Origin of the sequence: Pseudomonas sichuanensis (genome assembly GCF_003231305.1) — a bacterium.
GTDB lineage: Bacteria > Pseudomonadota > Gammaproteobacteria > Pseudomonadales > Pseudomonadaceae > Aquipseudomonas > Aquipseudomonas sichuanensis.
Genome location: NZ_QKVM01000022.1, coordinates 13,698 through 27,152, shown reverse-complemented (window position 1 = coordinate 27,152; position 13,455 = coordinate 13,698). Strand labels below are relative to the sequence as shown.

Annotated in this window: 10 protein-coding genes; all 10 read left to right on the top strand. The window is 57.2% G+C overall.

From position 1 onward, the window contains the following. Positions 1-9: 9 nt before the first annotated feature. The 10 genes from atpA to DM373_RS13460 all read left to right on the top strand — a co-directional run bounded on the left by atpA (position 10) and on the right by DM373_RS13460 (position 13,436). Complete coding sequence (gene atpA / locus DM373_RS13505; RefSeq protein WP_110994047.1) at positions 10-1,554, top strand: F0F1 ATP synthase subunit alpha; 1,545 nt, start codon at positions 10-12, stop codon at positions 1,552-1,554. Positions 1,555-1,602: 48 nt separating this feature from the next. Next, entirely contained in the window at positions 1,603-2,463 is an 861-nt protein-coding gene (gene atpG, locus DM373_RS13500) for a F0F1 ATP synthase subunit gamma (RefSeq protein WP_110994046.1), read from the top strand. A gap of 27 nt (positions 2,464-2,490) precedes the next feature. Continuing rightward, positions 2,491-3,867, top strand: coding sequence for a F0F1 ATP synthase subunit beta (atpD, locus tag DM373_RS13495; RefSeq protein ID WP_016489910.1), 1,377 nt, complete (start codon positions 2,491-2,493; stop codon positions 3,865-3,867). Positions 3,868-3,910: 43 nt separating this feature from the next. After that, a complete protein-coding gene (locus DM373_RS13490; RefSeq protein ID WP_110994045.1) occupies positions 3,911-4,330 on the top strand; it encodes a F0F1 ATP synthase subunit epsilon in 420 nt (139 codons plus the stop codon). A 123-nt stretch (positions 4,331-4,453) separates the two neighbouring features. Next, positions 4,454-5,821 carry a bifunctional UDP-N-acetylglucosamine diphosphorylase/glucosamine-1-phosphate N-acetyltransferase GlmU gene (gene glmU, locus DM373_RS13485; RefSeq protein WP_110994044.1) on the top strand — a complete coding sequence of 456 codons (1,368 nt, stop codon included), beginning with the start codon at positions 4,454-4,456 and terminating at the stop codon, positions 5,819-5,821. 222 nt (positions 5,822-6,043) lie between these two features. Further along, complete coding sequence (locus DM373_RS13480) at positions 6,044-6,811, top strand: DeoR/GlpR family DNA-binding transcription regulator (protein ID WP_110994043.1); 768 nt, start codon at positions 6,044-6,046, stop codon at positions 6,809-6,811. A 12-nt stretch (positions 6,812-6,823) separates the two neighbouring features. After that, the gene (gene glmS, locus DM373_RS13475; protein ID WP_110994042.1) at positions 6,824-8,659 is read left to right on the top strand and encodes a glutamine--fructose-6-phosphate transaminase (isomerizing); all 1,836 of its coding nucleotides are present in this window, start codon (positions 6,824-6,826) and stop codon (positions 8,657-8,659) included. A gap of 272 nt (positions 8,660-8,931) precedes the next feature. Next, positions 8,932-9,831 (top strand): TnsA endonuclease N-terminal domain-containing protein, encoded by a 900-nt coding sequence (locus DM373_RS13470; protein ID WP_012316941.1) that lies wholly within the window; start codon positions 8,932-8,934, stop codon positions 9,829-9,831. Next, entirely contained in the window at positions 9,824-11,995 is a 2,172-nt protein-coding gene (locus DM373_RS13465) for a Mu transposase C-terminal domain-containing protein (protein ID WP_012316940.1), read from the top strand. The genes DM373_RS13470 and DM373_RS13465 overlap by 8 nt, the downstream gene beginning before the upstream one ends. After that, complete coding sequence (locus tag DM373_RS13460; RefSeq protein WP_016489904.1) at positions 11,988-13,436, top strand: ATP-binding protein; 1,449 nt, start codon at positions 11,988-11,990, stop codon at positions 13,434-13,436. Before DM373_RS13465 ends, DM373_RS13460 begins: the two co-directional genes overlap by 8 nt. Positions 13,437-13,455: the final 19 nt, after the last annotated feature.

The following is a 13,455-nucleotide window of genomic DNA, read 5'->3' as shown; positions in this document are numbered from 1 at the left end:
AGCAGAGCAATGCAGCAACTCAATCCTTCCGAAATTAGTGAAATCATCAAGGGTCGCATCGAGAAACTCGATGTCGGCTCCCAAGCCCGTAACGAAGGTACCGTTGTTTCGGTTTCCGACGGTATCGTGCGGATCCACGGTCTGGCCGACGTCATGTACGGCGAAATGATCGAGTTCCCTGGCAGCGTTTTCGGCATGGCCCTGAACCTGGAGCAAGACTCCGTAGGTGCAGTGATCCTGGGTGCCTATGACACCCTCGCCGAAGGCATGAGCGCCAAGTGCACCGGCCGCATCCTGGAAGTTCCGGTTGGTAAGGAACTGCTGGGTCGCGTCGTTGACGCACTGGGCAACCCGATCGACGGTAAAGGTCCTCTGGGCAACACCCAGACCGACGCAGTCGAGAAAGTGGCCCCAGGCGTGATCTGGCGTAAGTCGGTAGACCAGCCTGTACAGACTGGCTACAAGTCCGTCGACGCCATGATCCCTGTCGGCCGTGGCCAGCGCGAGCTGATCATCGGTGACCGTCAGATCGGCAAGACCGCCATGGCCATCGACGCCATCATCAACCAGAAAGACTCCGGTATTTTCTGCGTTTATGTTGCAGTCGGCCAAAAGCGTTCCACCGTTGCCAACATCGTTCGCAAGCTGGAAGAAGCCGGCGCCCTGGCCAACACCATCGTGGTCGTTGCCAGTGCTTCGGAATCCGCCGCACTGCAGTTCCTGGCGCCATACGCCGGCTGCACCATGGGCGAGTTCTTCCGTGACCGCGGTGAAGATGCCCTGATCGTCTACGATGACCTGTCCAAGCAGGCCGTTGCCTACCGTCAGATCTCCCTGCTGCTGCGCCGTCCACCAGGACGTGAAGCGTACCCAGGCGACGTGTTCTATCTCCACTCCCGTCTGCTGGAGCGTGCATCGCGCGTTTCGGAAGAGTACGTCGAGAAGTTCACCAACGGCGCAGTCACCGGCAAAACCGGTTCCCTGACCGCTCTGCCGATCATCGAAACCCAGGCTGGTGACGTTTCCGCGTTCGTTCCGACCAACGTGATCTCGATCACCGACGGTCAGATCTTCCTGGAATCGGCCATGTTCAACTCGGGCATCCGCCCTGCAGTGAACGCCGGTGTTTCGGTATCCCGCGTAGGTGGTGCCGCTCAGACCAAGATCATCAAGAAGCTGTCCGGTGGTATCCGTACCGCTCTGGCTCAGTACCGTGAACTGGCTGCATTCGCCCAGTTCGCTTCCGATCTGGACGAAGCGACCCGCAAGCAGCTGGAGCATGGTCAGCGCGTAACCGAGCTGATGAAGCAGAAGCAGTACGCGCCAATGTCGATCGCCGACATGGCCCTGTCGCTGTACGCCGCTGAGCGTGGTTTCCTGACTGACGTAGAAGTCTCCAAGGTCGGCAGCTTCGAGCAAGCGCTGATCGCCTTCTTCAACCGTGATCACGCCGAACTGATGGCCAAGATCAACGTGAAGGGTGACTTCAACGACGAAATCGACGCTGGCATGAAAGCCGGTATCGAGAAGTTCAAGGCCACCCAGACCTGGTAAGCCGCAGCGGGGGCTCCGGCCCCCGCTTGCTAACCTGATAGGTGATACATGGCAGGCGCAAAAGAGATTCGCAGTAAGATTGCGAGCATCAAAAGCACGCAAAAAATTACCAGCGCCATGGAGAAAGTGGCGGTCAGCAAGATGCGCAAGGCACAAATGCGCATGGCTGCTAGCCGTCCTTACGCGGAGCGTATCCGCCAGGTGATCGGTCATCTGGCCAACGCCAACCCGGAATACCGCCACCCGTTCATGATCGAGCGCCCTGTAAAGCGCGCCGGTTATATCGTGGTGAGCAGTGACCGTGGTCTGTGCGGTGGCTTGAACACCAACCTGTTCAAGGCCCTGGTCAAGGACATGAGCGCAAACCGCGAACAGGGCGTGGAAATCGACCTGTGCGTGATCGGCAGCAAGGGTGCGACTTTCTTCCGCATCTTTGGCGGCAACGTCGTAGCCGCGATCAGCCATCTGGGCGAAGAGCCATCGATCAACGATTTGATCGGCTCCGTCAAAGTGATGCTGGACGCCTACCTGGACGGCCGTATCGATCGCCTTTCGGTGGTTTCGAACAAGTTCATCAACACCATGACCCAAAAACCGACGGTCGAGCAATTGGTACCGTTGGTGGCAACCCCGGATCAGGAACTCAAGCATCACTGGGACTACCTGTACGAACCCGACGCAAAAGAGCTGCTGGACGGCTTGATGGTGCGTTACGTGGAGTCGCAGGTCTACCAGGCGGTGGTCGAGAACAACGCTGCTGAACAAGCGGCCCGGATGATCGCCATGAAGAACGCCACAGACAACGCCGGTGATTTGATCAAAGAGCTGCAGTTGATCTACAACAAGGCGCGTCAGGCTGCGATCACCCAGGAGATCTCGGAAATCGTCGGCGGCGCTGCCGCGGTTTAACGGTTCAAAAATTCAGAGGATCCAGCTATGAGTAGCGGACGTATCGTTCAAATCATCGGCGCCGTCATCGACGTGGAATTCCCACGTGACGTCGTGCCGAGTGTTTACAACGCGCTGAAAGTACAAGGCGCGGAAACCACCCTGGAAGTTCAGCAGCAGCTGGGCGACGGCGTGGTTCGTACCATTGCGATGGGCTCGACCGAAGGCCTGAAGCGCGGTCTGGATGTCGTCGACACCGGCGCTGCCATTTCCGTTCCGGTTGGTAAGGCCACTCTGGGCCGTATCATGGACGTTCTGGGCAACCCAATCGACGAAGCCGGCCCGATCGGCGAAGAAGAGCGTCGCGGTATCCACCAGCCAGCGCCTTCGTTCGCTGACCAGGCAGGCGGCAACGACCTGCTGGAAACCGGCATCAAGGTTATCGACCTGGTTTGCCCGTTTGCCAAGGGTGGTAAGGTTGGTCTGTTCGGTGGTGCCGGTGTCGGCAAGACCGTAAACATGATGGAACTGATCCGTAACATCGCCATGGAACACAGCGGTTACTCCGTGTTCGCTGGTGTGGGTGAGCGTACTCGTGAGGGTAACGACTTCTACCACGAGATGAAGGACTCCAACGTTCTCGACAAAGTAGCCTTGGTCTACGGTCAGATGAACGAGCCACCAGGAAACCGTCTGCGCGTAGCGCTGACCGGCCTGACCATGGCTGAGAAGTTCCGTGACGAAGGTAACGACGTTCTGCTGTTCGTCGACAACATCTATCGTTACACCCTGGCCGGTACCGAAGTATCCGCACTGCTGGGCCGTATGCCTTCGGCAGTAGGTTACCAGCCGACCCTGGCCGAAGAGATGGGCGTGCTGCAAGAGCGCATCACTTCGACCAAAGAAGGTTCGATCACCTCCGTACAGGCCGTATACGTACCTGCGGACGACTTGACCGACCCGTCCCCAGCGACCACCTTCGCCCACTTGGACGCCACCGTCGTTCTGTCCCGTGACATCGCCTCCCTGGGTATCTACCCAGCGGTCGACCCACTGGACTCGACTTCGCGCCAGCTGGACCCGAACGTGATCGGCAACGAGCACTACGACACCGCTCGTGGCGTTCAGTATGTTCTGCAGCGCTACAAAGAGCTGAAAGACATCATCGCGATCCTGGGTATGGACGAACTGTCCGAGACCGACAAGCAACTGGTAGCCCGCGCTCGTAAGATCCAGCGCTTCCTGTCGCAGCCGTTCTTCGTGGCCGAAGTCTTCACCGGCTCGCCAGGTAAGTACGTTTCGCTCAAGGACACCATCGCTGGCTTCAGCGGCATCCTCAAAGGTGACTACGACCACCTGCCAGAACAAGCGTTCTACATGGTCGGCAGCATCGACGAAGCGATCGAGAAAGCCAAGAAACTGTAATTCATGCGCCCCGCAAGGGGCGCTATCAGGTTGAGGCAAGCAGATGGCTATGACAGTCCATTGCGACATCGTCAGCGCGGAAGGAGAGATCTTCTCCGGCCTGGTCGAGATGGTAGTTGCGCACGGTAACCTGGGTGATCTTGGTATCGCTCCGGGCCACGCGCCGCTGATCACCAATCTCAAGCCTGGTCCGATCACGCTGACCAAGCAGGGTGGCACTCAAGAGGTGTTCTACATCTCCGGTGGCTTCCTCGAAGTGCAGCCGAACATGGTCAAGGTTCTTGCCGACACCGTGCAGCGCGCTGCCGACCTGGACGAAGCTCAGGCTCAGGAAGCCCTCAAGGCTGCTGAGAACGCGCTGAACACTAAAGGCTCGGACTTCGACTACGGCGCTGCTGCCGCACGTCTGGCCGAGGCTGCAGCTCAGCTGCGTACTGTCCAGCAAATGCGCAAAGGCAAGTAACCTGGCTTTTGCCGGTCACTTCCGCTGCGATTGAGTAAAAGGGTAGCCTCGGCTACCCTTTTTCTTTTTCAAGAATTTAGTCCCCGGTCATTTCCCTGACCGCCCAGGATTGGTAGCCAGTCAATGTCCCTCGATATCGTCATTCTCGCCGCAGGCCAAGGCACCCGTATGCGCTCGGCACTGCCCAAGGTGCTGCATCCGGTAGCCGGCAACTCCATGCTTGGCCATGTTATCCACAGCGCACGCCAACTGCAGCCCACGGGCATCCACGTGGTCATTGGCCATGGTGCGGAGCTTGTGCGTGAACGCCTGGCCGCAGACGACCTGAACTTCGTCATGCAGGACAAGCAGCTGGGCACTGGCCACGCTGTCGCCCAGGCCCTGCCGGCAGTCACCGCCGATACCGTGCTGGTGCTGTATGGCGATGTGCCGCTGATCGAGGTGGAAACCCTGCAGCGCCTGCTGGCCAAGGTCAGCGCCAGCCAGCTGGGCCTGCTGACGGTCAACCTCGCCGACCCGACCGGCTATGGCCGCATAGTGCGTGACGAGCAAGGCGCGGTCAGCGCAATCGTCGAGCACAAGGATGCCAGCGAAGCGCAGAAGGCGATCAAAGAGGGCAACACCGGCATTCTCGCCATGCCGGCGGCACGCCTGGCCGACTGGATGGGCCGCCTGTCCAACAACAACGCCCAGGGCGAGTACTACCTCACCGACGTGATCGCCATGGCAGTGGCCGATGGCCTAGTGGTAGCTACCGAGCAGCCCCACGACCCGATGGAAGTGCAGGGTGCCAACGACCGCCGCCAGCTGTCGGAGCTTGAGCGTCACTATCAATTGCGCGCTGGCCATCGCCTGATGGCCCAGGGCGTCACCCTGCGCGACCCGGCGCGTTTCGATGTGCGTGGCGAGGTCAGCGTCGGGCGTGATGTGCTGATCGATATCAACGTCATCCTCGAGGGCAAGGTGGTCATCGAGGACAACGTGCAGATCGGCCCAAATTGCGTGATCAAGGACAGCACCCTGCGCAAGGGCGTGGTGATCAAGGCCAACAGCCATCTTGACGGTGCCGTGATGGGCGAAGGCAGCGATGCCGGCCCGTTCGCTCGCCTGCGCCCGGGCAGCGTGCTGGAGGCCAAGGCCCATGTGGGTAACTTCGTCGAGCTGAAGAACGCGCACCTGGGCGAAGGTGCCAAGGCTGGCCACCTGACATACCTGGGCGATGCCGAGGTCGGCGCGCGTACCAACATCGGTGCGGGCACCATCACCTGCAACTACGACGGCGCCAACAAGTTCCGCACTGTAATGGGCGAGGACGTGTTCATCGGCTCCAACAACTCACTGGTGGCGCCTGTGGAAATCCAGGCCGGTGCCACCACTGCCGCAGGCTCGACCATCACCCAGACGGTAGAGGCCGGGCAGTTGGGCGTGGCGCGTGCGCGCCAGCGCAACATCGAAGGCTGGAAACGGCCGGAGAAGATCAAGAAGAGCTGAGTTATCCACAGCGGTTTCGATCGAAAGCCGGCTTATGTGAATAAGCCGGCTTTTTTGTCGATGCTTGCTCGATCATTGTGGGAGCGGGCTTGCCCCGCGATAACGTCGATGGCCATTCGCGAAGCAAGGCAGCTCTCACGATGTGTGCCCGTGTCTTGACTAAACATCGATTTTAGGTTTTGATTGCGCCACTTAACTTTCGAATCGAAACTTAAAACAGCCATGTCGAAACGAAACACCCCCCAGCGTCGCCACAACATCCTGGCTTTGCTCTCCGAGCAGGGCGAGGTGAGCGTCGACGCCCTGGCCAAACGTTTCGAAACCTCGGAAGTGACCATCCGCAAGGACCTCGCCGCCCTGGAAGCCAACGGCCTGCTGTTGCGCCGTTACGGTGGTGCCGTGCCCATGCCCCAGGAGCTGCTGGCGGATACGGTACAGCCGGTGTCGCAGTACAAGCAGGCCATCGCCCGGGCCGCAGTCGAACGCATCCGTGAGCACGCGCGGATCATCATCGACAGCGGCAGCACCACCGCGGCGATGATTCCCCAGCTTGGGCGCCAGCCTGGCCTGGTGGTGATGACCAACTCGCTCAATGTGGCCCGCGCCATCAGCGAGCAGGAACACGAGCCTGTGCTGCTGATGACCGGCGGCACCTGGGACCCGCATTCTGAGTCGTTCCAGGGCCAGGTGGCCGAGCAGGTTCTACGCTCATACGATTTCGACCAGCTGTTCATCGGCGCCGACGGCATCGACCTGGAACGTGGCACCACCACCTTCAACGAATTGCTGGGCCTGAGCCGGGTCATGGCCGAGGTGGCCCGCGAGGTGATCGTGATGGTCGAGTCGGACAAGGTCGGCCGCAAGATCCCCAACCTGGAGCTGCCCTGGAGCAGCGTCAACACCCTTATTACCGATGATCGCCTGCCCGCCGAGGCACGCGACCGCATTCAAGCCCGCGGCATCAATCTGATCTGCGCCGCTATCAGCTAGGAGCAACAACTTATGTGTGGAATCGTTGGTGCCGTTGCCGAGCGCAATATCACAGCAATCCTCATCGAAGGCCTCAAGCGCCTTGAATACCGTGGCTACGACAGTGCCGGCCTGGCCGTCTACAGCCAGCAGGGCGGCCTTGAGCGCCGTCGCCGTATCGGCAAGGTCAGCGAGCTGCAAGCCGCCGTCAGCGCCGAACCGCTGGCCGGGCAGCTGGGTATCGCCCACACCCGTTGGGCCACCCACGGTGCGCCGACCGAGGGCAACGCCCACCCGCACTTCTCTGGCCATGACGTGGCCGTGGTGCACAACGGCATCATCGAAAACCACGAAGCCCTGCGCGAAGAGCTCAAGCAGCTGGGTTACCTGTTCACCTCGCAAACCGACACCGAGGTGATCGTTCACCTGATCCACCACCTGCTCAAGACCATTCCAGACCTGACCGAGGCCCTCAAGGCTGCGGTCAAGCGCCTGCATGGCGCCTATGGCCTGGCGGTGATCAGCGCCAGCCAGCCGGACCGCCTGGTCGCTGCCCGCAGCGGCAGCCCGCTGGTGATCGGCCTGGGCCATGGCGAGAACTTCCTGGCGTCCGACCAGTTGGCCCTGCGCCAGGTCACCGACCGCTTCATGTACCTCGAAGAGGGTGACATCGCCGAGATCCGCCGTGACCAGGTCCAGATCTGGGACCAGGCCGGCCAGCCGGTTCAGCGCGAGACGGTGCAGTACCACGAAGGCGCCGAAGCGGCAGAGAAGGGCAACTATCGCCACTTCATGCTCAAGGAGATCCACGAGCAACCGACCGTGGTGCAGCGCACCCTCGAAGGCCGTCTGGCCAAGGACCACGTGATGGTCCAGGCTTTCGGCCCCCAGGCCGCCGAGTTGTTCGCCAAGGTGCGCAACGTGCAGATCGTCGCCTGCGGTACCAGCTACCACGCCGGCATGGTCGCCCGTTACTGGCTCGAAGAGCTGGCCGGCATTCCTTGCCAGGTGGAAGTGGCCAGCGAGTTCCGCTATCGCAAGGTGGTGGTGCAGCAGGACACCCTGTTCGTCTCCATCTCGCAGTCCGGTGAAACCGCCGATACCCTGGCCGCCCTGCGCAATGCCAAGGAACTGGGCTTCCTCGGTAGCCTGGCGATCTGCAACAAGGGCATCAGCTCGCTGGTGCGTGAATCCGACCTGACCCTGCTGACCCTGGCCGGCCCGGAAATCGGCGTCGCCTCCACCAAGGCCTTCACCACCCAACTGGTGTCGCTGATGCTGCTGACCCTGGCCCTGGGCCAGGTGCGTGGCACACTGCAGGCCGGCGTTGAAGCCGAACTGGTTGAAGAACTGCGCCGCCTGCCGGCGCGCCTGAGCGAAGCCCTGGCGATGGACGGCGTGGTGGAGAAGATCGCCGAGCTGTTCGCCGACAAGCACCACACCCTGTTCCTTGGCCGTGGCGCGCAGTACCCGGTGGCCATGGAGGGTGCGCTCAAGCTCAAGGAAATTTCCTATATCCACGCCGAAGCCTACCCGGCCGGTGAGCTCAAGCACGGCCCCTTGGCGCTGGTCGACAACGACATGCCGGTGGTCACCGTGGCGCCGAACAACGAGCTGCTGGAAAAGCTCAAGTCCAACCTGCAGGAAGTGCGCGCCCGTGGCGGCGAGCTGGTGGTGTTCGCTGACGAAAACGCCGGCATGAGCAACGGCGAGGGCACCCACGTGATCAAGGTGCCGCACATCGCTGACGCCCTGGCACCGATCCTCTACACCATCCCGCTGCAGCTGCTGTCGTACTACGTTGCCGTGCTCAAGGGCACCGACGTCGACCAGCCGCGCAACCTGGCCAAGTCGGTGACGGTGGAGTAACAGACAGGCTCTGCGCTATTGCCAATTGTTTTTAAAGAATAAAGGTTGTCACAAAAAAATAAAGGTTGTCACAAGTTAAGAAAGGTTGTCACAAGGCTCTGTCACGGCCCGTTTGTCGGGGCAGAGCCTTGTCCATGGATATAGGATCACAATCCCTTCTGCACCACAGTGACTGCTGTCCTGGCTGAGCCCGCTCTTGAATTTCTCCGCGCCACGACCTGTGTCGTTCCGATCCGATCGAGCGGGTCACTCAACGATGAGCGACTCGTGAAATGACATCTGTACCCACTGAACCGGTGAATCCAGCTAGCTCGAAGCTAATGACTCAGCGGAAAATTGATAGAAGAATACAATCGGGTCGCGGATCTGGCGTTAGAGAGTCCTATGAGCCTTGGATCAAGATTTGGGATATCCAGTCGAGCGGGGTGTCGCATCTTGTACCGGGTGTGAAATTTCATCGCAGTCATCATTTGCTATCCAACGCTGAGCGCGACTATCACCTGATCCTTGAGCATGATCCTTCCATCATCGACATTCGTGAGCAGTTCCCGCTCCTAACGCAAGCTGAGACTCAAGCGATCGCGTCAAGCCTGAATTACCGTCATCCTGTGTATCCAGGTACTCAAGTCCCAGTGGTTATGACCACTGACTTCCTCATAACTTTCATAGATTCGAAGGGCGAAGCAACCTTGGCCGCGCGCTCTGTGAAATACCGTAAGGAGTTCGAGGATGCCAGCCTCAAGGAGCAGAATCGGATGGCGGAAAAGCTTGAGATCGAAGCTAAATATTGGGCTATGAGAAAGGTAGAATGGAAACTGGTTCTCCATGAAAATCTCTCGCAAGTTAAAATAGCAAATCTTGTCATACTTAGAACTTACGCGGTCATCCATCCTTCGTTGCCGACGGAGAATAATATAAATAATCTGCTCGAATTTATAGCGGGATGTAAGACTAGTGAATTGCCACTAAAGGCACTGCTGCAAAAAGCCTCGAGGGTAATTTTTATAGAATATATTGGTGTTAAACGCCTCTTCCACCATCTTCTTTGGACGGGCAGACTGGGGGCGAGTCTAAGCGCTAAGGTAATAAGCTTATCTGAACCTTTGCATGTTTGGATTGCTGAGCCATCCTTTTCCAGCACATCAGAAATCGAGGTGCCTCGTCATGCTTAGTCTGGGAGTTAACTGCATCGTTTCTCCGGGTGAGGGATCTGAGCTGCTGAAGAAACCGGTCAGAGTTTTAGCTATAAAGGATGAGTTTGTCTTAGTCATTGAACTCGGTACAAGTCCGACGAAGCCATGGCGGGTTGGAAGCTCACTATTGATCGAAGAGATCAATAACGGAGCGGCGGTGATCAACCCTGAAATGGTACCTATGCACTTGCTTCGAAGTGACGACGAGATCAGTGAGAATGAAAAAGACAGCCGAGATAGGAACTGGGAGCTGGTACGTGGTTTGGTGGAGAATCATGGCCCCCTCGATATCTTGACGTCTAACTTTGGTTCCCTTGTTGCTAATCACGCAATGGTAGTGGGAGTTGACCGGAAGCAAATTTATCGACTTCTCTATCGGTATTGGAGCATGGGGCAGACACGAAACGCATTTTTGTGGAATACCAGCACGTGTGGAGGCCGTGGAAAGAAAAAAAGTCGGGCCTCAGGCATTGTTCCTGGCCGACCGCTTAAATATCGTGGCGTAGTTGTGGATGACGGTGGCGCAATTCTGCTCGAGTCACGGCACATCTCGCATATTCGCTTGGCCTATGGGCGCTTTGCCAGTGGCAGGTGTGGCAAGCTAAAGAAAGCCTATGATTGGATGCTCAATAAGTTTTATCGGTCGATCAAGTCCGACGGTTCAAAAGGTAACCTGGTTCGAGGTAGCTACCCGTCCATCAATCAACTGGAGTACCATGGAAAACTTTTCTTTGATGAACTCTATAGGTTGAAGAAGAGCGGCGGCGCAATCCGCTATAATAAAGACCATCGTGCGCTAGTTGGATCTGCCTCTCAAGGGTTAGTCGGTGCAAGTCATCGGTACGAAATCGATTCGACGATTGCTGATGTTTATTTGGTACATCGAGTCAATCGGTTATGGTTGATCGGCAGGCCAGTGCTGTATGTGTTGGTTGATACGTTCACCAGAATGATCGTAGGTATTCATGTCGGGCTTGAAGGGCCCAGTTGGAATGGTGCTCGACATGCCATTTATAATGCTTGCACGCCGAAGAAGGAGTTTTGCAAGCGTTATAATATTGAGATCGATGAGGTTGACTGGCCATGTTCTCATCTACCGGTTGAAATCGTCGCAGATCGCGCTGAACTTCTCAGTGAAGCTGGGGAGACGATGACAAAGACTCTTGGTACAGCCTTGAAGATTTTGCCACCGTTTCGGCCTGACTGGAAAAGTATCATTGAAAGCCGTTTCCGACTGCTCAACGAAAAGCTGGATTTGAAATTTGTCCCTGGCGGCGTAGATGCTCGGAAAATGGAGCGTGGTGATCGTGACTACCAGCTCGACGCAATTTTCGATATCGATGAGTTTACTGAGATGGTAATCCTCGGTGTTTTGGCTCACAACAAGAGCCTTCGAGTTCCTCATCTTCTGAACCGTGAGATGATCGCGGCAGAAGTGGAGCCCACGCCTATGGCCATGTGGAAGTGGTCTATGGCAAACAATCTCCTGAATTCGAAATTCGTATCACCAGCGGAGCTGAAGATTGCATTGTTACCCTCGCAGGTGTGTCGAATTGGTCGAGGAGGTATAAATTTCCAAGGTGTGCAGTACACCTGTGAAACCGCCATTCGTTCGGAATGGTTGGAGCGCTCTCACAACTTTAAAACGAGGTACGTTAGGGTTTTCTACGATCCAAACTCTATTGAGAACTGCTGGATGAAATCTGAGGCGGGTTTCGAGCCGTTGACCATTGTACCGCAGCAGCGGGTTAAGTACGGTGGGCTTCGTATGGAGGAGGTCCTCGATATTATCAAGATTTTGAATCAGGTCGCCCCAGATGCCCGGTACGAGGATGCCAATACTGGAGCGCTTCTTCAAGGCCGCCAGGAGGAGATTCTTCATCGAGCGCAAGCCAAACGCCAGGGGCAGGGAGATCCGAAATCTGACGCTGAGTTCAAGCGGGACAAGCGTTCGAAACGTGCCGTTGAAACCCAGACTGAGCGCGACTTGCATACCGCTGACCTAAATCAGCTTCGCCTTGTGGATAACTCGCCAGCCGCGGAGGAGACTTATACACCTGTAACCGTGAAACCTGTCTCGGGTCGGAGCGCCGCCTTCCTGAAATTGGTGATCAACGCGGGTAACGAGGCTAGTCATGAGTGATTCCAGTTTTGCGCCAGCAGATTACAACCCGACTGGCATGCCTCAATACGACGGTAACCCACTGATTGAGTGTCTCCCGAAGATTCTTTCGGATGTTGATGTAGTCAGGCGCATTGGGAGCGCCCCGCCCCGGCCTGACAACGTGGAGCGGGCCTTGGACCCGAAATTACGTGGTCATGGCATCAACAGGCTGAAGGATGTCGTTGTACCTTTTGAAATCCACCTCAGGCTTGAGGACCTGTTCAGTCAATTGATTCGGTACGGATACACCGGGCGCAATCCATTGCATGCGTCATCCGTTAGGCATCGCTTGCCCTCTTCTGCGGAGATCAAGGGGCACGGGTTTATGTCCACCGCTGAAACGTTGACACTGATCGGGTTGAGCGGCATGGGTAAAACGACTGCGCTGAACTCCATTGCCAAGCTTTATCCACAGGTGATCAGTCACAGTAAGTATAAAGAGCAGATCTTCATTGAGACGCAGGTGGTCTGGCTCAAGATCGATTGTCCGCACGATGGCTCGTTGCGAGGTTTTTGTACCGCATTCTTCTCTTCATTGGATGAAGCATTAGGCATAAAAAAGTACTCAGGCAGAGCTGCTACTGGCCGCAGCATCAGCGTGATGCTTCAAAATATCAGTCAGTTGTGCAAAACCTATTTCATCGGAGCTCTCATAATTGATGAGATGCAGCACCTCTGCTCATCCCGAGGCGGGCAAGACCGCGAAAAGCTTCTCAACTTTTTTGTGCAGCTGTCGAATGACGCCGGCATCCCGCTGATCTACGTTGGCACAAATGCCATGCTTCCGCTGTTTTCTGGTGTTTTGCGAAATGCTCGGCGTGCGGCAGGAATGGGGCCTATCACTTTTGACAGGTTTACCGAAGATGATCCGTTTTGGGCGCATCTGGTTTCACTGCTCTGGGCATACGACTGGACCAAAACCCCCACTCCGTTGACGGGTGAGATCCTTTCCAAAATATATGACCTCACTCAAGGAAACACGGATTTCCTGGCCAAACTTCTAATGCTGGCTCAGCGGCACGCAATCTGGGAGGGCATCGACTCGATTACACCGGCGGTTCTGCAGCAGGTGTACGACAGTCAGATGAGGCTCCTTCATAAGGCCATCGAGGCTCTACGAAGCGGGGATCCGCTGCAAATTGCTGACTTCGAAGACATGATGCCCACGAAGGACCAGGTCGCCAAGATGATGAATTACGATTTGGCGCGGCGTGCAGACAGGGCGAATCTCTCTTTAATTACCCAGGCCGCGATAGTGACACCTGTCGAGCACAGTGAAAGGGCAGCCGCAAAGCCTATTAGTAAACCGGTGGTTCCGGTTGCCAACGAGTCAGCACCAACTGCCCATTTCTCCGAAGGCGATGATGTGCAGACCCAGCTCGAGCAGAGAGGCTGGGTAGATAAGGACTCTGCTTGGTGACATGAACCGCGGGAGATCA

Excerpts from the sequence above, each read along its gene's own strand:
- DM373_RS13490 (WP_110994045.1), top strand. The coding sequence starts at position 3,911 with ATGGCTATGACAGTCCATTGCGACATCGTCAGCGCGGAAGGAGAGATC.
- atpG (WP_110994046.1), top strand. The coding sequence starts at position 1,603 with ATGGCAGGCGCAAAAGAGATTCGCAGTAAGATTGCGAGCATCAAAAGC.
- glmS (WP_110994042.1), top strand. The coding sequence starts at position 6,824 with ATGTGTGGAATCGTTGGTGCCGTTGCCGAGCGCAATATCACAGCAATC.
- DM373_RS13480 (WP_110994043.1), top strand. The coding sequence starts at position 6,044 with ATGTCGAAACGAAACACCCCCCAGCGTCGCCACAACATCCTGGCTTTG.
- atpA (WP_110994047.1), top strand. The coding sequence starts at position 10 with ATGCAGCAACTCAATCCTTCCGAAATTAGTGAAATCATCAAGGGTCGC.
- DM373_RS13465 (WP_012316940.1), top strand. The coding sequence starts at position 9,824 with ATGCTTAGTCTGGGAGTTAACTGCATCGTTTCTCCGGGTGAGGGATCT.
- DM373_RS13460 (WP_016489904.1), top strand. The coding sequence starts at position 11,988 with ATGAGTGATTCCAGTTTTGCGCCAGCAGATTACAACCCGACTGGCATG.
- DM373_RS13470 (WP_012316941.1), top strand. The coding sequence starts at position 8,932 with ATGACATCTGTACCCACTGAACCGGTGAATCCAGCTAGCTCGAAGCTA.
- glmU (WP_110994044.1), top strand. The coding sequence starts at position 4,454 with ATGTCCCTCGATATCGTCATTCTCGCCGCAGGCCAAGGCACCCGTATG.
- atpD (WP_016489910.1), top strand. The coding sequence starts at position 2,491 with ATGAGTAGCGGACGTATCGTTCAAATCATCGGCGCCGTCATCGACGTG.